Annotated in this window: 22 protein-coding genes and 1 other annotated feature; of the genes, 2 read left to right on the top strand and 20 right to left on the bottom strand. The window is 56.0% G+C overall.

What is annotated here, in order from left to right; all coding sequences use genetic code 11:
- Nucleotides 1-4 precede the first annotated feature (4 nt).
- From queA to nadB, 13 genes are all read right to left on the bottom strand, one after another.
- Entirely contained in the window at nt 5-1,033 is a 1,029-nt protein-coding gene (gene queA / locus GC56T3_RS04890; protein ID WP_013144632.1) for a tRNA preQ1(34) S-adenosylmethionine ribosyltransferase-isomerase QueA, read from the bottom strand.
- 15 nt (nt 1,034-1,048) lie between these two features.
- Nucleotides 1,049-1,255, bottom strand: coding sequence for a DUF2905 domain-containing protein (locus tag GC56T3_RS04885; RefSeq protein WP_011232066.1), 207 nt, complete (start codon nt 1,253-1,255; stop codon nt 1,049-1,051).
- Nucleotides 1,252-2,253, bottom strand: coding sequence for a Holliday junction branch migration DNA helicase RuvB (gene ruvB, locus GC56T3_RS04880; protein ID WP_013144631.1), 1,002 nt, complete (start codon nt 2,251-2,253; stop codon nt 1,252-1,254). Before ruvB ends, GC56T3_RS04885 begins: the two co-directional genes overlap by 4 nt.
- Before the next feature lie 25 nt (nt 2,254-2,278).
- Nucleotides 2,279-2,863 carry a Holliday junction branch migration protein RuvA gene (ruvA, locus tag GC56T3_RS04875; RefSeq protein ID WP_011232068.1) on the bottom strand — a complete coding sequence of 195 codons (585 nt, stop codon included), beginning with the start codon at nt 2,861-2,863 and terminating at the stop codon, nt 2,279-2,281.
- 103 nt (nt 2,864-2,966) lie between these two features.
- On the bottom strand, nt 2,967-3,443 hold the full coding sequence (locus GC56T3_RS04870; protein ID WP_013144630.1) for an intercompartmental signaling factor BofC: 477 nt from the start codon (nt 3,441-3,443) through the stop codon (nt 2,967-2,969).
- 228 nt (nt 3,444-3,671) lie between these two features.
- Nucleotides 3,672-4,412: a YebC/PmpR family DNA-binding transcriptional regulator gene (locus GC56T3_RS04865; RefSeq protein WP_013144629.1), complete on the bottom strand. Its 741-nt coding sequence runs from the start codon at nt 4,410-4,412 to the stop codon at nt 3,672-3,674.
- Between the two features lie 138 nt (nt 4,413-4,550).
- Complete coding sequence (locus GC56T3_RS04860) at nt 4,551-5,285, bottom strand: YhcN/YlaJ family sporulation lipoprotein (protein WP_013144628.1); 735 nt, start codon at nt 5,283-5,285, stop codon at nt 4,551-4,553.
- A 115-nt stretch (nt 5,286-5,400) separates the two neighbouring features.
- Entirely contained in the window at nt 5,401-6,141 is a 741-nt protein-coding gene (nadE, locus tag GC56T3_RS04855) for an NAD(+) synthase (protein WP_013144627.1), read from the bottom strand.
- Between the two features lie 34 nt (nt 6,142-6,175).
- Nucleotides 6,176-7,120 carry a phosphotransferase gene (locus tag GC56T3_RS04850; protein WP_013144626.1) on the bottom strand — a complete coding sequence of 315 codons (945 nt, stop codon included), beginning with the start codon at nt 7,118-7,120 and terminating at the stop codon, nt 6,176-6,178.
- Nucleotides 7,104-8,702: a SafA/ExsA family spore coat assembly protein gene (safA, locus tag GC56T3_RS04845; RefSeq protein WP_013144625.1), complete on the bottom strand. Its 1,599-nt coding sequence runs from the start codon at nt 8,700-8,702 to the stop codon at nt 7,104-7,106. The genes GC56T3_RS04850 and safA overlap by 17 nt, the downstream gene beginning before the upstream one ends.
- A gap of 159 nt (nt 8,703-8,861) precedes the next feature.
- Nucleotides 8,862-9,965 carry a quinolinate synthase NadA gene (gene nadA / locus GC56T3_RS04840; protein WP_013144624.1) on the bottom strand — a complete coding sequence of 368 codons (1,104 nt, stop codon included), beginning with the start codon at nt 9,963-9,965 and terminating at the stop codon, nt 8,862-8,864.
- Between the two features lie 14 nt (nt 9,966-9,979).
- A complete protein-coding gene (nadC, locus tag GC56T3_RS04835) occupies nt 9,980-10,810 on the bottom strand; it encodes a carboxylating nicotinate-nucleotide diphosphorylase (protein ID WP_013144623.1) in 831 nt (276 codons plus the stop codon).
- Nucleotides 10,811-10,838: 28 nt separating this feature from the next.
- Nucleotides 10,839-12,431 (bottom strand): L-aspartate oxidase, encoded by a 1,593-nt coding sequence (nadB, locus tag GC56T3_RS04830; RefSeq protein ID WP_193568253.1) that lies wholly within the window; start codon nt 12,429-12,431, stop codon nt 10,839-10,841.
- Nucleotides 12,432-12,500: 69 nt separating this feature from the next.
- Between nadB and GC56T3_RS04825 the strand changes: the two genes are divergently transcribed.
- Together GC56T3_RS04825 and GC56T3_RS04820 are read left to right on the top strand one after the other, a co-directional pair.
- Entirely contained in the window at nt 12,501-13,625 is a 1,125-nt protein-coding gene (locus GC56T3_RS04825) for an IscS subfamily cysteine desulfurase (protein ID WP_013144621.1), read from the top strand.
- 15 nt (nt 13,626-13,640) lie between these two features.
- Entirely contained in the window at nt 13,641-14,180 is a 540-nt protein-coding gene (locus tag GC56T3_RS04820) for a transcription repressor NadR (protein WP_013144620.1), read from the top strand.
- 108 nt (nt 14,181-14,288) lie between these two features.
- On the opposite strand, the gene pheA is transcribed toward GC56T3_RS04820, so the two are convergent.
- The 7 genes from pheA to rplU form a co-directional block, all read right to left on the bottom strand.
- Complete coding sequence (gene pheA / locus GC56T3_RS04815) at nt 14,289-15,137, bottom strand: prephenate dehydratase (protein ID WP_011232080.1); 849 nt, start codon at nt 15,135-15,137, stop codon at nt 14,289-14,291.
- Between the two features lie 21 nt (nt 15,138-15,158).
- Entirely contained in the window at nt 15,159-15,602 is a 444-nt protein-coding gene (locus tag GC56T3_RS04810) for an ACT domain-containing protein (protein WP_011232081.1), read from the bottom strand.
- A gap of 16 nt (nt 15,603-15,618) precedes the next feature.
- A complete protein-coding gene (obgE, locus tag GC56T3_RS04805) occupies nt 15,619-16,917 on the bottom strand; it encodes a GTPase ObgE (RefSeq protein ID WP_011232082.1) in 1,299 nt (432 codons plus the stop codon).
- Nucleotides 16,918-17,154: 237 nt separating this feature from the next.
- Entirely contained in the window at nt 17,155-17,703 is a 549-nt protein-coding gene (locus GC56T3_RS04795; RefSeq protein WP_013144619.1) for a sporulation initiation phosphotransferase B, read from the bottom strand.
- A 171-nt stretch (nt 17,704-17,874) separates the two neighbouring features.
- On the bottom strand, nt 17,875-18,165 hold the full coding sequence (gene rpmA / locus GC56T3_RS04790; RefSeq protein ID WP_011232084.1) for a 50S ribosomal protein L27: 291 nt from the start codon (nt 18,163-18,165) through the stop codon (nt 17,875-17,877).
- 15 nt (nt 18,166-18,180) lie between these two features.
- Nucleotides 18,181-18,510: a ribosomal-processing cysteine protease Prp gene (locus GC56T3_RS04785; protein ID WP_011232085.1), complete on the bottom strand. Its 330-nt coding sequence runs from the start codon at nt 18,508-18,510 to the stop codon at nt 18,181-18,183.
- Nucleotides 18,511-18,512: 2 nt separating this feature from the next.
- Nucleotides 18,513-18,821 (bottom strand): 50S ribosomal protein L21, encoded by a 309-nt coding sequence (gene rplU, locus GC56T3_RS04780; protein WP_011232086.1) that lies wholly within the window; start codon nt 18,819-18,821, stop codon nt 18,513-18,515.
- Nucleotides 18,822-18,835: 14 nt separating this feature from the next.
- Nucleotides 18,836-18,915: a sequence feature (ribosomal protein L21 leader region), on the bottom strand.
- Nucleotides 18,916-19,164 lie beyond the last annotated feature (249 nt).

Raw genomic sequence — 19,164 nt, 5'->3', positions numbered from 1 at the left:
TTTCTCAAATGATGAGCATCGCATCACCGAAGCTGAAAAAGCGGTATCGCTCTTTGACCCCTACTTGATACGCGTGCAAAATATTTTCGCGCCCGGCGAGCGCACTCACGAGCATGATGAGCGTCGATTTCGGCAGGTGGAAGTTCGTCACCAGCCCATCAATCCCTTTGAACTCATAGCCCGGATAGATGAAAATGTCGGTCCAGCCGCTTTCTGCAACAAATCGGCCGTTATGTTTGCCGGCGATCGTCTCGAGCGTCCGTGTCGACGTCGTGCCGACGGCGATGATGCGGCCGCCCTGCTCCCGGACGCGGTTTAACGTCTCGGCCGTTTCCTCGCTCATTTGATAAAATTCGGCGTGCATATCGTGCTTCTCGACTTCGTCCACTTGCACCGGCCGAAACGTGCCAAGCCCGACATGAAGGGTGATGAAGACGATATGCACCCCTTTTTCGCGAATGGCGTCAAGCAGCTCTTCGGTGAAATGCAAACCGGCGGTTGGCGCCGCTGCCGAACCAATTTCACGGGCGTACACCGTCTGATACCGTTCCGGGTCGTCAAGCTTTTCTTTAATGTACGGGGGCAGCGGCATCTCCCCAAGTTCGGCCAATACTTCATAAAACAGGCCGTCATACGAAAACTCAAGCACTCGCCCGCCGTGTTCCAGCGTATCGAGGCAGACGGCTTCAAGCTTCCCCCCGCCAAAGGTGAGTTTCGTTCCTGGCTTGACTCGTTTTCCCGGCTTGACGAGCGTCTCCCAACGGTCGCCGTCCAATTGCTTTAACAGCAGCACTTCGACTGTTCCGCCCGTTTCCTCTTTTTCGCCGTAAAGCCGCGCCGGCATGACGCGCGTATCGTTTAAAACGAGGCAGTCGCCCGGATTCAAGTACGAAATAATGTTGCGAAACGTTTCATGGCGAATGGCGCCCGTTCGTTTATCGAGCACCATGAGCCTTGATGCCGCCCGGTCTGGAAGCGGCGTTTGCGCAATCAACTCTTCCGGCAAATGAAAATCAAACAAATCGACTTTCATGCAGTTCTCCTTCCTTCAGCGAAATCGTCCGAGCACGTAAAAAATCAATGATAACACAACGCTCAGCAAGATGGATGTCACAACGGGAAAATAAAACGTCATATTCCCTTTGCGGATGACGATATCCCCCGGCAAGCGGCCGAGTTTGACAAACTGCATGACAAACCCGACCATGATGAGCACAACGCCGATCGTCATGATCAACTTTGGCAAGCTGTTCACCGCTTCGGAACCTCCATTTCGAAATGGGTGTACGCAGCCGGCGTGACGACGCGCCCGCGCGGCGTACGCTGCAAGAGACCGATCTGCATCAAGTACGGCTCATACACTTCTTCAATCGTTTGTGCTTCTTCGCCGATGACGGCCGCCAGCGTTTCGAGCCCGACCGGGCCGCCGGCGAATTTTTCAATCATCGCTGAAAGCAGCTTATGGTCGATTTGGTCGAGCCCGAGCCGGTCGACTTGCAGCCGCTCGAGCGCCTCGACAGCAAGCGGCAGCGTAATTCTCCCCTCTCCGCGCACTTGCGCAAAATCGCGGACGCGCCGCAGCAAACGGTTGGCGATGCGCGGCGTGCCGCGCGCCCGACGGGCAAGCTCAAGCGCCGCTTCGCGCTCGATGCCGATTTGCAAGATGGCCGCCGCCCGCTCAATGATTTGGGCGAGTTGGTCGACGTGATAGTATTCGAGCCGGCTGATGACACCAAACCGGTCGCGCAGCGGCGCCGACAGCGCCCCGGCTCTCGTCGTCGCCCCGACGAGCGTAAATGGCGGCAAGTCGAGGCGAAGCGTGCGCGCATCCGGCCCTTTGCCGATCGCGATATCTAAGCAATAATCTTCCATCGCCGGATAGAGCACCTCTTCCACCGCCCGCGGCAGCCGGTGGATCTCATCAATAAAGAGCACATCCCCCGGCTCAAGCGAAGTGAGAAGCGCCGCCAAATCTCCCGGCCGCTCGAGCGCCGGTCCAGATGTCGCTCGCAGCTCGACGCCCATTTCATTGGCGATGATCACGGCGAGCGTCGTTTTCCCAAGCCCCGGCGGTCCGTACAGCAACACATGGTCGAGCGTCTCTTCGCGGAGCTTGGCCGCTTCAATGAACACTTTTAAGTTTTCTTTGATCTTATCTTGCCCGATATATTCATGCAAATATTGCGGGCGCAAACTCGGTTCAAGCGCAGTCTCTTCCCCTAAGACCTCCCCGGATACAAGCCGTTCCTCCACCGTCATTCCTCCCTTTGGCCGCTGTTTATCCCAAAAGCAGCGCCAGCGCCCGCTTCACATACTGTTCCGTCGACATCGCTTCTTCGCGGAGCGCCGGAATGATTTTCTCGATCTCCCGTTCAGCGTAGCCGAGCGCCTTGAGCGCCGCCACCGCCTCGGCGAGCGCACCGGAAAGCGGGGCGGCCGAACGTGCAGCCGCCGGCGCCGCAAGCGCCCCGAGCTTCCCTTTTAAATCCAAAATCATTTGCCGGGCCGTCTTTTTGCCCACGCCTGGAAACTTGCATAAAAACGCCTCGTTTTCTTCCTCGATGGCCCGCGCCAGTTCATCTGGACGCCCGGCCGCCAAAATGGCGAGGCCGCCTTTCGGCCCGATGCCCGACACTTGCAGCAGCTTGGCGAACAAGTTGCGCTCCTCGCGTGTTGGGAACCCGTACAAGGCGTGCACACCTTCGCGCACATATTCGTATGTATAGACGGTCACCGCCGCCTCGCGGCTTTCCTGAAACGCAAACGGGTTCGGCGTAAAGATCTCGTAGCCGATGCCGTTATGGTCGATGACGATATATTCCGGGCAGACGTAATCGACATACCCACGGATAAACTCGATCAATGGATGCTCCTCTCCTTTTTTCGTCCTTTCATTGTATCATATGATTTCATTATAGCAAAAAGAAATCCCGCGATGCGCTTTGCACCACGGGCTTTCGCTTGGTTTATTGGACGACCGCAAAATGGCGGTACATTTCGATCACTTGTTCATACCGCTCTTTCGAGAGGACGCGAATTCCTTTCTTCAGCTTTTCTTGCTGACGGCTTTCGAGCTTTTGCACGTCGATTTGGAAAAACGACTGGATGATTTCGCTCGACCGGCCCGGTTTGCCGTTGAAGATAGACAACGTTCCATCGTCCGTAATTCCGAAGTAGCCGTTTGTTTTTAACAACGGCGAAATGTCGTTGATGGTTTTATGAAACACGATCGTCTGATCATCGAGCGTCACGAGTTGCCAACCGCGATATTTTTTCCATATTTCTGTCATCGAATCGACGGTTTCGGTGACTTTCTCTTCGCTCATCTCTCCGTCCAAGTATTGCCGCTCGAGCACAATCGTCATCTTGACCGGTGCGGCGGAGGCCGAATGAACCGGCAACACGATGGCGGCGATCCACAGTATGAGGGAAAGAATTCGCATCGTTTGTTCCTCTCTTCTCGGATGATGGTTCCTTTACGCCACTAGTTTCACCAGCGGACGCCATTTTATTCCTTGATCCATCAGCTTTTTTGCCAAGCAAGCTGCCGCCGATCCAAAAAATGGGGCGAGGATTCAAGCCAACGGCGCTCGATCATCATATTCCATTATGTTCCACGACCTTCGAACGTATGTACAAAAAAAATCCGCCGGCTTCGCCGACGGACGCCGCTACTCCTCAAGCACCGATTCGTCCAAATTATAGTACACTTCTTGGACGTCGTCATCATCTTCAAGCGTATCGATCAACTTCAGCATTTTTTTCAAATCGTCGCCCTCAAGCGTCGTATACGTTTGCGGAATCATCGTAATTTCCGCGCTGGCAAACGTAAATCCTTGCTGTTCCAGCTCATCTTTCACCGTTTCAAACGATTCGGGCGCTGTATAAATTTCGAACGATTCGTCCGTTGTTTCCATCTCCTCGGCGCCCGCTTCAATGGCCAACAGCAGCAATTCATCCTCATCAACGTTGTGCTGTTCGCGGTCAATCACGAGCAGCCCTTTGCGCTCGAACAAATAGGAGACGCAGCCCGTTTCCCCTAAATTGCCGCCGTTTTTCGAAAACGCCGCACGCACGTTGGCGGCGGTGCGGTTTTTATTATCCGTCAGGCAAACGACCATGACGGCAACGCCGCCTGGTCCATATCCTTCGTAGCGAATTTCCTCATAGTTGGTATGTTCTTGGGTTCCAGTTGCTTTTTTAATCGCCCGTTCAATGTTTTCGCTCGGCATGTTGGCCGCTTTCGCCTTCTCAATGACAAGGCGCAGGCTCGGATTGGACGCTGGATCGCCTCCGCCGCTTTTGGCGGCCACATAAATTTCCTTCGCCAGTTTCATGAACAGTTTGCCGCGTTTGGCATCTTGAGCATTTTTCCGCCGTTGGATATTTTTCCACTTCGAATGTCCAGCCATCGACAGTTCTCCTCTCATCACAACGGAATGTTCCGACTATTACTATAGCAAAAAACGCGGAAATTGTCAGCCAAGCTCCAGCGAAGGAGCAGCCATGAAAAAAGGCGCCCCGCTTTTTTGGGACGCCTTTTTCGTTTGTCACCGAGTGTTTTCCGGCCGTTCTTGAATCGTGCCATCGATAAAAATGGTGCGCAAATCACGGCGGATTTCTTCCATATTGATTGGAGTCCCGCGTCGAAGCGCGTTGTCAATCGTGCGGATGCGGTGGTACATGCTCGGATTCGAGGTGACGCGCACCCGCTTGCCGTCCGCGTACGGAGCGACCGCTTGCTCGATTTGCTTCTCAAGCCGCTTGGGATGGCGGTCGTCTGTGGCAATCGCGATGAGCGCCTGATCGCCATACACAACCGCGCGGGCATCGTCGACTCCGTTCACCGCTGCGGCGCGGCGGGAGAGCTTCTCAGCCAAACCGCCGGCATAGCTTCGGTAGTACGACGGGTGCGGATCGACGTTTAGCGAGTGCAAATGCCCATGGTAGTTGTAATCGCTGTCACCGAAATCGACGTCGGGCGGAAGGGCCGGAACGTCCGTGTCAAACCGGGTCGCTGCTGGTCCTCCGAGGCGGCCGCCGTCCGTCAAATAATCGGTGACCGGACCGCGGCGCGCCCATATATAACGGTTGTCATAATTGAGCGCATTCGTCCCGTATCGGCCATAGCGGAAATCGTCGCCTCGCTCCGTCGAGTAAAAACCGATCGGTCTCGCCGCATCATGATAACGCTGCGCCCCTTCCTCATTGGCCCGGTAGTTGGTGCATGAGGCGAGCAATCCGGCGACCGACAACGCGCCGATCCATCTGACCGCGTATCTCAATGGAAAACCCCCCTTGGTTTCCTTCGCCCAAGGCTGGCATGAAGCCAGCCTTACGTTTAGCTTGCGGCAAACGCGGGGGGTTTATCGCTGTCAGTTCAACCCAACGAGGTGACAGCTAAAACTTCGGCGGCGCAATCGCCAACTGCCGTTTATGATGCGAACGTTCATGAAGCCGTTCAATAATGTTTCGATCGCGTTCTGGAATATCTTCCCCTTTTAAATATTTATCGATCATTTCATACGTCGTGCCCATTTCGCTTTCATCCGTCTGCCCTTCCCACAGTCCGGCGCTTGGAGCTTTCTTGATAATTTCTTCCGGGACGCCGAGCAGACGGCCCATTTCGCGCACTTCGCCTTTTGTAAAGTGAATGAGCGGCACTAAATCGACTCCACCGTCACCGTATTTCGTAAAGTAGCCCGTATGCCATTCGGCGGCGTTGTCCGTACCGACGACGAGATAGCCGTAATTGTTGGCGACCGCATACAACGTCGTCATGCGCAAACGCGCCCTTGTATTCGCATCGCCGAGGCGCGCGCGCTCTTCGCTCCATTCTCCGATGGCTTTCAGCTCGGCCTCCACCGCGCCAAACAACGTCCGGTGCGCCTCGGTCAAATCGATGACCAAATGCCGGATGCCGCAGCTTTTCACCACTTTCAGCGCATCTTCCATATCTTTCGGATTGCTTTTGCAAGGCATGATCAGCCCCAGCGAATCGTCCGGAAAGGCACGCTTAATCAAATGGGCGACAACCGCCGAGTCGATGCCGCCGCTGATGCCGACGACCGCCCCGTTTAAACCGGCTGATGAGACTTGGTCACGCAACCATTGCACGAGTTTGTCAATTTTTTCTTGCATCCGTCCTCGACTCCTTTTCCAAAGATTCCATTCTTCATTGTAGCATAGCATAAAGGCGGCGGACAAACCGTTCTCTCCGCTTGCGGTCAAACACAAGGGGGCGGCGGCGCGCGGCGGCTGACCGCCATTCGCGAAACACATCAGCCGGAAATAAGAGCGCATGCAAAAACCAGCGTTTTTCCAACCAACGGCGAAGCGGAGCGAAACGGGCGAGTGTTGAATATGACCAACCGATATACGGCAAGAGGCGATTGGCGTATTGGCAATAGTCAAGCCCGGGCGAGGCAAGAGCGGCCGCGTCATAGTCGATGAGGTACATCTGGCCGGTTGTGGTGCGCAAAAAATTATGGGAAGCGACATCACCATGAATGATGGCAGCAGAATCCGCCGTCAACTCTGGAGCATGCTCGCGACACGTTGATAGACAGTAATCCGCCCAGCTCAGCGTAAAGAAAATGTCTTCTTTGTCCATGATCGTTTCAACAACAGGCAAATGTCGGCAAAACTCCTCATAGCGGCGCCGCCATTTGTCATACAGCTGCGCACGCGGCAGCCCCATTGCCTCCTGCTTGCTGCTGGCGATGTTTGCCGTTATGGTATGGTAACGTTCGAGCAAATGAAGTCCGTCAGCGGCGTCAGCCCAAGCGGCAAACGAGATTGGACGCGCTCCGGCCACATATTCCGTCAGCAGCCAATAGCATCCGCCGGCTTCCACCACTCCTCCGCGCCCGACCGGCATAGGGGCCGGCGCGGCGGAAAAACCGGCCTTCCTTAATGCGGCAAGAAGCCAGGCGTGCCGCGCGGCCGCAACGGGAAAGCGATACGCTTTGGCGACAAACATTCCTTGCCGGGCGGCAATGGCGAAGACATGCGGTTTCAATGCCACAACTTGTTGAATCACAAGCCGATATTGGCGGTCAAGAAGAAAAAAGAGACGGCCGGCGGCGTCTCTTTTCACTTGGTTATGGTTCCTCGCCATGCCCGCTCTCCTCATCCGGCGGTTCGCTAAACAAACGGGGGCCGGCAACCGGCGGGGCGGATGATGGCGGGTAGGATGGCGGCGAGTATCCCGCTGGACTTGTCGGATACACGACGCCTGGCCACGGAAGCGGCGGCGCTGACTGCGGCGCATATCCGTATGGAGCCGGCAGGGCGTACCCTCCATAGTACGGGGGCGGTGCATAGGCCGGCGCATACCCAAAAGGCGGATAGCCGACAGGCGAAGTGTACGCCGCAGGCGGCGCATAAACTGGCGTTGCAGCGCCGGGCGGTGGGAAAACGCCCCCCGCCGGCGGGGCAAACGGGGCGGCGGCCCCAGGCCCAGAAAACGGCGGTTCTAATGATTCGCTGCTGCTTTCGTGAATGCCGGAAAACGGCGCTGAACCGTTTTCCGGACTTTCGCCGCTTTTCTCAACGGCCGGCGGCGCAGCCGATGGCGGATAAGACGGCGGCATGACCGGAAGCGGCGGCGCGTAAAATCCCGACCAAACTGGCGGCACTGGCGTACATCCTTGGTCAGTTCCAAATGTTGGGGCCGTCGGCGGGGCGACAGGAACATATGGAATGTTCGGCAGCGGCGGCGCGTCTTCGCTCTCAGCCGCCGATTCCCCTTTCCACTCAGCTGGGCTTTCATGATCCTCCTCTTTCATCATGTTGGGCAAAATATTGCTCGGCTTCGGCGGAATCGGCGGCACATTGGCCAGCGATTGAGCGAACGAAAGTTGAGGAGGCGGGACCACCGGCGGAATCGTATGCACAAGCGGCGGCACAGAGGCGCCTTTCGCGTTTGCCCCTTCTTTTGCCTCCGCTTTCGGCGTTTTTGATGCTTCTTGTGCCGTTGCTTTTGGCGCTTTTTTCTCGACAGCTTTTGGCGTTTCGTTCATCGCCGCTTTCGGCGCCTCACCCGCCGGTGCCTTTGGCGCTTCATTGATGGGCGCATTCGGCGTTTCGTTCACCGGTACGTTCGGCGCTTCATTCACCACTGCTTTTGGTGCCGCTTTTGGCGCTTTTTTCTCGACGGCCTTTGGCGCTTCGTTGACCACCGCTTTCGGCGCCTCACCCGCCGGTGCCTTTGGCGCTTCATTGATGGGCACATTTGGCGTTTCATTCACTGATACATTTGGCATTTCGTTCACCGGCACGTTCGGCGCTTCATTCACCACTGCTTTTGGTGCCGCTTTTGGCGCTTTTTTCTCGACGGCCTTTGGCGCTTCGTTGACCACCGCTTTCGGCGCCTCACCCGCCGGTTCGTTTACCGCTGCCTCGCCTTCCGGAACAGGGGCGACAGCAGTGTCAAGCTCGGTATCAATGTGGAATGAGACGAACGGTTTCGCCTCCGCGTACGGGTGCTCTTTTACGTGCATTTTTTTGGGTGACACAGGCGCTTTCGTCTCTTTTTTGACCGGCACCCCTGCTGTCGGCACTTTGATTTTCATTCCAGGCATAATCATATTCGGGTCGCTCAAATGCCCATTTATTTTTTTCAATTGTTCAAAATCCACTCCATATTTTTGGGCGATTTTCCAAAGGGTGTCGCCCTTTTGGACAATATGGATTTTCACTCCGTTCCCCTCCCTAAACCGAGACTGTTTACGCTCGATCGAACCGATGCTTGTTTCCCGTTATCGTCTTTCAACACAATGTATGACGATGATCGTTGATTTATGATAAAAAAATCCCTGACCGAACGAGGATCTCTCCTCGTCAAGCCAGGGAAAAAGCTAGGCAAGCGAAAGCATGCGGTCGAGCGCCTCTTTTGCCTCTGCGGCGATGTCTTGCGGAACGGTGATGCGATTGACGATCGCTCCTTGCTCAAGCGATTCGAGCGCCCAGACGAAATGCGGCAAATCAATTCGATTCATCGTTAAACACGGGCACATATATGGATTGAGAGAAACGATTTCTTTGTCTGGATGTTCATGCTTCAGCCGGTTCACCAAATTCATTTCCGTTCCAATCGCCCACTGGGTGCCGGGTGGAGCATTGCGGATCGTTTCAATAATGTATTTTGTCGAACCGGCGTAGTCTGCTTGCTGGACGACCTCCCAGCTACATTCCGGATGGACGATGACATGGATTCCCGGCTTCATCCGTCGAATATGCTCGATTTGTCGCACGGTGAAGTTTTCATGCACGGAGCAATGTCCTTTCCAAAGAATGACTTTCACCTTGTCGAGATCGTCCGCCCCTTGGAGCGTCTCCTCATGCGGATCCCACACCGCCATCTCGTCAAGACGGATGCCGAGCGCATAGGCCGTATTTCTCCCTAAATGCTGATCCGGCAAAAAGAAAATCCGTTCCTTCCGTGAAAACGCCCAAGCCATCATCTTTTTCGCGTTCGACGAGGTGACGGTCGCTCCGCCATGGCGGCCGACAAACGCTTTAATCGCCGCGGTCGAATTGACGTACACAAGCGGCACGATCGTCTCGCCAAACCGCTCCATAAGCGCCGCCCATGCCCGCTCGACTTGGAAAAGATCGGCCATATCAGCCATTGAACAGCCGGCGCGCAAGTCCGGCAAAATGACCGTTTGGGCGTCGCTCGTTAAAATATCGGCGGTTTCCGCCATAAAATGGACGCCGCAAAACACAATATATTCGGCTTCGCTGTTTTTTGCCGCGAGCTGGGCAAGCTGAAGCGAATCGCCGGTCGCATCGGCGAACTGAATGACCTCATCCTTTTGGTAGTGATGACCCGGGATGAAAAGGCGCCGGCCGAACCGTTCTTTCACCGCGCGGGCGCGTGCTTCGAGCTCGCTTCGTTCCATCGTTTTATACCATTCCGGCATCTCATCCAGCCGTTTCAACTGTTCAAGGACGTTCACGGTTCTCCCCTCCATTATCGCAAATTGAAACTCATATCGAGCGCCGGGGCGGAATGGGTTAAACATCCGAGCGAAATGTAGTCGACTCCGGTCGCGCCGTACGCCACCACATTGGCGAGCGTAATTCCCCCCGACGCTTCCGTGATGATTGGCTTTGGCACAAGCCGGACGAACGCCTGCACCTCATCCGGCGTCCGGTTGTCAAACATAATGACATCCGCCCCGGCTTCGACCGCCTCGAGCACTTCGTCTTCCGTTTCGGTCTCTACTTCGATTTTCACCATATGCCCAAGCCGCTCCCGCACCGTTTTGACGGCGCGGGCGATCGATCCGCAAAAGGCGATATGGTTGTCTTTAATCATGACACCGTCGTACAGACCAAAGCGGTGATTATAGCCGCCGCCGCATGTGACGGCATATTTTTCAAGCATGCGCAGCCCCGGCGTCGTTTTCCGCGTGTCGCAAATGCGTGTGGAGCTATTGCCAAGCAAGTCAACGGCCTGTCGCGTCACGGTGGCAATGCCGCTTAACCGCTGCAGCAAGTTTAAAATGACGCGCTCACCGGACAACAGCGGCCCGACCGGGCCGGATGCGACGGCGATCGTTTCGCCGGCTTTGACCCGTTCGCCGTCCTGTTTCATGATGGTTACTTCGACGCGCGGATCCAGCAGCTGATAGCCCGCCGCAATAATGCCGACGCCGGCCACCACCCCGTCCGCTTTGGCCATAAACATGCCTGATGCCCGTTCATGAGCCGGAAAAATCGTCTCGCTCGTCACATCGCCGTCGCCAATATCTTCAAGAAAAAACTGTCGCAGCAGTTGTTCGAGCTTCAACCGGTTCATCTTTCATCCCTCCGTTTTCTTTGCCGCTTTACCTCCCAGCCCCAAGGCGGGCCCACTCTTCTTTCGTCCGCACGAGGCGCCGCCCCCGCCACTTTGGGCATTCACGCGGAAAATCGCTCCGGTAATGGCCGCCGCGGCTTTCCGTGCGCCCAAGCGCTGATGAAGCGACAAGCCAGCCCACTAGCAACATGTATCCTGTTTCAATCTCCTCTGCCGACAATCGTTCAAGGTCGCCATCCAGCCAATCCGGCAACGAAAACTGTTCCAACCAGTCGACCGCTTCGCGAAGCCGATCGCCGTTGCGGACGATGCCGACAAACGTTGACAGCTGTTCGCGAATGAGCGCCCGCTCTGGCAGCCGTGGTACAATCAAACGACGCGGGCTGGATGAATCCGCTCGGTGCACCGTTTCCGGCCACGCCGCTTGACGGCGGATGGCGCAGGCCGCACGGAATCCAAAGACGATCGCTTCAAGCAACGAGTTGCTTGCGAGCCGGTTGGCGCCGTGCACACCGGTGCACGCCGCTTCCCCGACGGCGTACAAGCCCGGAACCGTCGTCTGTCCCCACTCGTTGACGACAACGCCGCCCATTAAAAAATGGGCGCCCGGCGCGACAGGAAGGCGGCCGGCTTCAAGGTCGACGCCATAGGCCTCACATAGCGCAGCGATCGTCGGAAAGCGGCGGCGGAAGTGGGACACGCGGGAAATATTCAAATAGACGCGGCCGCCGCGATCGAGTTCCGCCGCGATCGCTCGGGCGACGATGTCGCGCGGAGCGAGATCGCGAAGCGGATGGACGCCGTCCATCAGCGGTCTTCCATCTTCCGCCTCAAGCACCGCCCCTTCGCCGCGCACCGCTTCCGAGACGAGCCCGACCGCTTTTCCGCCGGCAACGAGCATCGTCGGATGAAATTGGATAAACTCCATATCCGCCACCGCCGCACCGGCGCGGTACGCCATGGCAATGCCGTCGCCAGTCGCCGTCGGCGCATTGGAAGTGAACGTATACAATCCGGCGCATCCACCGGTCGCCAACACGACGGCCGACGCCGGCCAAATGGACACCGAACCGTCTTCCCGCTTCGTTTTCACCCCGACGCAACGCCCCTCTTCCACAAGCAAATCAATCACCTGCTCGCCTTCTTCCATCCATACGCGTCCCTCGAGCCGCTCAAGCAAAAACGAAACGAGTGCTTTGCCCGTTTGATCGCCGCCGGCGTGCAAAATCCGGCGATGGCTATGCCCGCCTTCAAGGCCGAAACAAAACCGGCCGCGTTCGTCCCGATCAAACGCGATGCCGGCGTTGATCCATTCTTGCAGCCGCCTCGGCCCTTCGCGGACGAGCCGTTCGACCATTCGTTCATCGTTATGAAAGCAGCCGGCGACCATCGTATCGCGGAAATGAGCGCGCCAATCGTCGCTCTCTGCCAGCGCCGCGGCCACCCCTCCTTGCGCCCGCCATGAATTGCTGTCGGTGCAACGTTTTTTTGTGAATATCATCACATGGTCGAGCTCAGATAAATGATACGCGACCGTTAACGCCGCCAGCCCGCTTCCGACGATAATCACGCCACCTTCCTTCACTCTCGGACGCCCCTTTCTTTTCACCTGTCTTGACATCTATATTTACACATATTTAAACTAATGGCAAGAGGTTTGGCGAAAAAAATGATGCAAAGGCGGGGGAATATGATTTATTTGGATTACGCGGCAACGACGCCAATGTGCCAAGAGGCGATCTCCACTTACGCTGAAGCGGCGTCCGTTTACTTTGGCAACGAAAGCAGCTTGCATGACATCGGAACGAAAGCGAAACAACTGCTTGCCTTATGCCGGCGCGAACTCGCCGCCATGATTAACGGAGAAGCGGAAGGGATCTATTTCACAAGCGGCGGAACGGAAGCGAACGTGCTTGCGATCCGTTCGCTAGCTGCCGCCTACCGGCATAAGGGAAACCACCTGATCACGACCGAAATCGAGCATGCCTCGCTCCATCACCTGTTCAAACAGCTGGAAACAGAAGGATATACGGTCACGTATTTGCCCGTCGACCGATTCGGGCGCATTCGACTTGCCGATTTGGAGCGGGCGATCACGCCGAAGACGATCCTTGCTTCCATCCAGCACGCCAACTCGGAAATCGGCACGATTCAGCCGCTTGCCGACATCGGCCGCCTCCTGCGGGCGCACGGCGTCCTTTTTCATAGCGACTGCGTGCAAACTTTTGCTAAAATACAGCTAGATGTTCAAGAGATAGGACTAGACAGCCTATCCGTTTCCGCCCATAAAGTGTACGGTCCCAAAGGGGTCGGCGCTGTGTACATCAACCCGCGCCGGCATTGGAAGCCGGTATTCCCGGGAGCGACGCACGAATCAGGCTTTCGGCCGGGAACGGTCAACGTACCGGGTATTGCCGCCTTCATTACGGCCGCGCAGCAGCTCCATCGACGAATGGCGGACGAACAGTCGCGTTTGGAACGACTGCGGAATCGGTTGCTTCACGCCATCGCCGCCAAACAGCTGCCGGTGGCGGTGGAAGGCCATCCCGATTTCCGTCTTGCCCATATTATCGGTTTGTCCGTCGCTGGGTACGAAGGGCAGCTTGTGATGCTTGAATGCAACCGCGCCGGCATCGCCATTTCCACCGGCAGCGCCTGCCAAGTCGGGCTGCAAGCGCCGTCGCGGACGATGCTCGCCGTCGGGAAAACGCCTGAAGAAGCGAAGCAATTCATCCGCGTCTCATTGGGCGCGGCCACGACCGAAGCGGAGATCGACCAGTTCGTTTCCACATTGGAGCGACTTACATCGGCATGAAAGGAGGAATGGCAGGTGAAAGAGGAAAAGAAAATTTTAGGGGAAAGGCGGCGCCAGCTCATTTTGCAATGGTTGAAAGAAAGCGAAGCGCCGCTCACGGGGGCTGAGCTGGCAGCGAAAACGAACGTCAGCCGCCAAGTGATCGTCCAAGACATTTCACTGTTAAAGGCGCGCAACGAACCAATCATCGCCACAAGCCAAGGCTATTTGTATTTAAAGCCGGCTGAACCGGCCAAAACGTACACGAGGACGGTCGCCTGCTTCCATACGCCAGAACAGACGAAAGAAGAGTTGTATTTGCTCGTGGATTGCGGCGTGACAGTCAAGGACGTCAAAATCGAGCATCCGGTTTACGGCGATTTAACCGCCTCGATCATGGTGAGCAACCGCCTGGAAGTCGACCAATTCATCGCCAAAATCGAGGCGACAAAATCGTCGTATTTGTTGCAGCTGACGGACGGAACCCATTTGCATACGCTGGAAGCCGATTCACCAGTGAAGCTTGACGCCGCCTGCCGCGCCTTGAAACAAGCCGGCTTTCTCATCGAAGCGTAAACTGGACCTGGCCGAACATCGGTTCATTCCCTGCGGAATACTGCGCGGCGGGCCGTCTAAAAAGGAACAGGCGGACGGCAGCAGACCGCCCGCGTGTTTTTGTCTGTGTCAAGCAAAATAATATGGATAGCTGCCCAACAGCTGCACTGTGCAGCCGAGCGCCTCAATTTCCGCGATCGCCCCCGGGATGAGGACGTCATCCATCGGCGCGTCGATGTCAATAATAAAGAAATAATTTCCAAGGCCCGTTTTCGCTGGGCGCGATTCGATTTTCGTCAAGTTGAGCCGCCGCCAGGCAAACGCTGATAACACTTGATGGAGTGCGCCCGGACGGTCTTGCGGCAGCATGACGACCACGGTCGTCTTGTCGCCGGCATAAAGAGGCGAAGCAGGCGAAAGCGGTTCTTTGCGCCGGCTGACGACAATAAAGCGCGTATGGTTGTAATCGTAATCGTGGACGTTTTCCTGCACGATCACTAGCCCGTATTTTTCCGCCGCCAGCCGGTTGGCGATCGCCGCCGCCGGCAAGTGCGGATGCTCGCTCACAAATTTCGCGGCGGCGCTCGTTGACGTCATCGGCACTTGCTTCGCCCCTTTCAGCACCGTATGCAAAAACTTCCGGCATTGGGCAATGGCGTGCGAGTGGGAATACACTTCTTTCACTTCGCGCCAATGCGGGGTGAAATATGGGTGCACCATCAAATGTTGCTCGATCGGCACAACGATTTCGCCGATGATCGGCAACGGCTGTTCGTGAATTAAATAGTCGAGTGTCAAATTGACCGATCCTTCCAAGGCGTTCTCGAGCGGCACCACGGCCGCTTCAATCTCTCCGGCCGCCGCGGCGTCAATGCAATCGGGAATCGTGTCATACGGCTCCCGCGGCTGCGATGGAAAAAGAAGAGCAGCCGCCGCTTCGGTGAACGTCGCCTTCGGTCCTAAATAACCGATTTTCATCTCGTTTGCCTCTCCCTTGCTTTAATACACTCCCGAACCGACAATTTCCACTTTTTCGACAAATTCGAGCTGTTTGAGCTTAGCGAGGAGCTCATCAATCTCCTCGTTCATATCGTTTGTGCTGACCGACAGCGTCACGTTCGCCCTCCCTTGAAGCGGAATCGTTTGATGGATGGTCAGCACGTTGCAGCCGGCCGCCGCCACAACGCCAAGCAGCTGTGACAACGTTCCGGAGCGGTCTTCTAAATGGAAAAAGAGCGTGACGATGTTTTCTTTCGTCACCGCTTGGAACGGAAAAATGGCATCGCGGTATTTGTAAAACACACCGCGGCTGATGTTGGCGAGCTGCGCCGCCTCGGCGACCGAGGCGGCTTTTTTCCGCTCAAGCAGCTGTTTCGCGAGCACGACTTTCTTCATCGCTTCCGGCAGGACGTCTTCGCGCACCAAATAAAATTTTTTCTCCACCGCACCTTCCCCCGCTCTATTCATCCCAGTCGTCGACAAACTCGAACTCGTAATCAAGCAACCGGATCGTGTCTCCGTCTTTCGCGCCGCGCTCGCGCAGCGCATCATCCACCCCCATCGCCTTAAGCTGGCGGGCGAAGCGGCGCACCGATTCTTCGCGCGAGAAATCCGTCATCTTAAACAACTTTTCAATTTTGTCGCCCGCCAAAATGAATGCTCCGTCGCTGGCGCGGGTGATCGTAAACGGCGGCTCCTCTTTTTCATATTTGTACACGACGCGCTGCACGGCCGGATCTTCTCGTTCATGAAGCGGGAATTCCGGCGTCGTTTCCAACAGGTCGGCGATGGCAAACAACAGCTCGCGCACTCCTTGTCTTGTCGCTGCAGAAATCGGAAAGACCGGCACCGCATCGCCGACTTTCTCTTTGAAGCGGCGCAAATTTTCTTCGGCGTTCGGCATGTCCATTTTATTGGCGGCAACAATTTGCGGCCGCTCGGTCAAGCGCAAATTGTACTGTTTCAGCTCTTCGTTGATGACGAGATAATCGTTGTACGGATCGCGCCCTTCGACCGCCGCCATGTCGATGACATGGACGATGACACGCGTCCGTTCAATATGGCGCAAAAACTGATGCCCGAGCCCGACCCCTTGATGGGCCCCTTCAATCAATCCCGGCAAGTCGGCCATCACAAAACTGCGCCCGTCTTCCGTTTCGACAACGCCCAAGTTCGGAACGAGCGTCGTAAAATGGTACTCGGCGATTTTCGGACGGGCTGCGGAGACGACCGACAGCAGCGTCGATTTGCCGACGCTTGGAAACCCGACCAGCCCGACGTCAGCGAGAAGCTTCAGCTCTAAAATGATGTTGCGCTCTTCGCCCGGTTCGCCGTTTTCCGCAATTTCCGGCGCTGGGTTGGACGCCGTCGCAAATCGAGTGTTGCCGCGCCCGCCGCGCCCGCCTTTGGCGACGACAAACCGCTGCCCCGCCTCGGTCAAATCGGCGAGCACTTCGTTCGTATCCGCATCGATGACAACGGTGCCTGGCGGCACTTTGACAATCAAGTCTTCCGCATTTTTGCCATGCTGGTTTTTCGACATGCCGTTTTCGCCGCGCGGCGCTTTAAAATGGCGCTGGTAGCGGAAATCCATCAACGTCCGCAGCCCTTCATCAACGACAAAGACGACATCGCCGCCTTTGCCGCCGTCTCCGCCGGCCGGCCCGCCTTTTGGGACGTATTTTTCCCGGCGGAACGCGACCATGCCGTTGCCGCCGTCCCCGCCTTTCACATAAATTTTCACCTGATCAACAAACATGGCTGTTCCTCCGATTCGCTTCCATCATGGTATCATGGCGAAATGAGTATGACTAATACTTATTATTGTATACAGAGTCGATTCCATAATGTCAATATGTACGCAAGCACCGGCCGTCTGCAGGCTGGCGGGCGGTTCAAGCCCAGCCGCCGCTTTTCGGTCCGATTGGATCGATTCGTTCGCACCTCTTAGGGCAAAATAAGCTTTGCCTTCCATTTTCCTTCGTCCAACCAATGGTCAAGATTCCGCCGCCAAAAGCTCAAGCTCCACCGTCAATTCGCCCTCGCCAACGGCAAACGACGCGAGCCGAAGCGGCGGTGATGGTTCGCAGCGCTTAAGCCAAGTGCGAATGGCTTCGCCGTCTCGAAACGTGCCGCAATAATCCAAAAACAGCGCCGCCCGTCGATCGGACAGCTCAATGGACAAACATAAATGGTTTTCTGTCCGCTCATCGGATTGCGCTTCAAGCAGGCGAAAAAATTGGCGGCACCATTCAGTCAGCTGCTCATCGCACCGCGACCAATCGCCTTCGCCGTCCGTGATTTCATACTCAAGAAAAAGCGGGCGCGGCTCCCAGTTATAGGTCATGATAAGCTCAGCGAACTGCTCGGCTTTCAAGTTCGTCAACCGTGTTTCCTGATGCATCTCGCCGATAATGTCTTCAATGATTTCCTGCACCCGTTCGATTTTATTGAGCGCCAAATGCCCTTTGATGAGCTGGATTTTGTTCAGCCAGTCATGGCGGGCATGGCGCATCACCTCAACGACAGTCCATCGCTTCTCCATCCGACGCTCCCCTATCCACTAAGCGTAGGCTCCCTGCCTCGCTTGGACTTCCGCCTCCATGGGGGAGGCATGTACTTTTACTATAACATTTTTTGACATTGAACGGGAACGATTTTTTCTACGCCAAAAAGAAAAAACTCTAACCGAACGGTTAGAGTTTTTCCACATCGATTACGCTTCTTGGCTGACCGGGTAGACGCTGACGCGTTTGCGGTCGCGGCCGAGCCGCTCGAAGCGGACGATGCCGTCGATTTTCGCATACAGCGTATCGTCGCCGCCGCGGCCGACGTTCAAGCCCGGATGGACTTTCGTTCCGCGTTGACGGTACAAAATCGAACCGCTGGTGACGAATTGACCGTCAGCCCGTTTTGCGCCAAGACGTTTCGCGATCGAGTCGCGGCCGTTTTTCGTCGAACCGACCCCTTTTTTCGAAGCAAAAAATTGCAGGTCAAGTCTCAGCATGGCAGTCACCTCCCGCTAGATAGATGTCACGCGGATAAATGTTCCGTAATCGCGTTCGATCGTCTTTAGCGAAACGACCATCGCTTCCAACAACAACTGCACTTTCTCTGCCGCCGCTTCTTCCAGCTCCGGAAGCTCGCAGCGGAGGTAGCCGCCGTCTTTGCCGAGCGAAACATGCGGGCTTACGCCAATAAGTGTCTCGATGGCGTTGATCGTGCCGAACGAGACCGCCGAAGCGCCGGCGCATACAATGTCCTGCCCGCGTTTCGCAAAATGGGCGTGCCCTTCCATCGTAAACGCGCGGATGCGGCCGTCCGCTTCCCGTTCAATCGTGACGCGGATCATCTTTACGCGTTGATTTTTTCGATGACGACTTTCGTGTACGGCTGACGGTGGCCTTGTTTGCGGCGATAGTTCTTTTTCGCTTTATATTTGAAGACGATAATTTTCTTTTGTCGGCCGTGTTTTTGCACTCTCGCCGTCACGGTTGCGCCTTCGACCGTCGGGTTGCCGATTTTCACCGTTTCCCCGCCGACGAACAGCACTTTGTCAAACGTGACCGTATCGCCTTCATTCGCATCCAATTTTTCGATGTAAATTTCTTGGCCTTCTTCGACTTTCAATTGTTTGCCGCCAGTTTCGATAATTGCGTACATGCATCGCACCTCCTTCATGGACTCAGACTCGCCAGCGCCAAGGCGGCCCAAGACGGAGCGCTTCATCGCCCGCGCTGAGCGGTTGTAGTGCGGGTGCGTCTTTTTGCGACAGCCGCCCTCTTTTGCCCTTGTTGGCAGGACAAAAAGTCTACAACGTCATCTATCGTAACATAGAAACGGCCGTCCGTCAACCGTCATCTTCGTCCCCCGGCGGGCGATGATGAAACGGTGCAAACGACTATATAGATGCCATTTGAAGCTTTCACATTTGCAGCTTTTACCGAGCATTGGATCGACTGTCGAGCGACCGAACAACGCCGCTTTCAGACCCATGTATGGGTCT

It is taken from the genome of Geobacillus sp. C56-T3, from assembly GCF_000092445.1.
In the GTDB taxonomy this organism is placed as follows: Bacteria; Bacillota; Bacilli; order Bacillales; family Anoxybacillaceae; genus Geobacillus; species Geobacillus thermoleovorans.
Note: the sequence above shows the minus strand (reverse complement) of the source record. Positions and strands in the feature narration are given on the sequence as shown.